Here is a 768-nt window from a genome sequence, read left to right on the forward strand (position 1 = left end):
TAGCCTCAGGATGGCCTGCCGCGCAGTTGGCATCAGTGATTCCGTGTATCGATACCAGCCAAACCTGCATCGGGATGATGAGGTCGTTGCCAAGTTACAAGAGGCCGTAGAACGTTATCCAGCCTACGGTTTTGGTAAGTTATTTAAGGTGCTCAGACGGTGGGGACATCCATGGAATCATAAACGAGTTTACCGTGTGTACTGTGCTCTGAAACTGAACATGAGACGTAAGGGGAAAAAGCGGTTACCGAAGCGTGAGCCTGCTCCACTTGCGAGCCCGGAGAGGATCAACTGTTGTTGGTCTATCGATTTCATGAGCGATTCATTGGTTTGTGGCAGACGTTTTCGTACCTTTAACGTGGTCGATGATTTCAATCGGGAAGTCTTGGCGATAGAAGTGGACTTAAACCTGCCGACTCCGAGAGTTATTCGTGTGCTGGAGCGGATTATTGCTTGGCGAGGTATGCCGGGCAAATTGAGGATGGATAACGGGCCAGAGTTTATTTCAACCACGCTGTGTGACTGGGCAGAAAGTAACAAGGTAGAGCTGGAATTTATTCGACCGGGTAAGCCAACAGAAAATTCTTATATTGAGCGTTTTAATCGAACCTACCGAACGGAAATTCTGGATATGTATGTTTTTAAAACGCTGAATGAAGTCCGGGATTTGACAGAAAACTGGATGAGGGAATACAACGAAGAAAGGCCACATGACTCACTAAATGATCTCACGCCTTGGGAGTATTTGGAAAGACACGACAGCAGGAA

At 47.3% G+C, this 768-nt stretch carries 1 protein-coding gene; it reads left to right on the forward strand.

Annotated features, from left to right (window positions below; genetic code table 11):
• On the forward strand, positions 1 to 768 hold a 768-nt coding region (locus tag VR7878_RS20045; RefSeq protein WP_083960872.1), incomplete at both ends, for an IS3 family transposase.

It is taken from the genome of Vibrio ruber DSM 16370 (assembly GCF_900163965.1).
Taxonomy (GTDB): Bacteria; Pseudomonadota; Gammaproteobacteria; order Enterobacterales; family Vibrionaceae; genus Vibrio; species Vibrio ruber.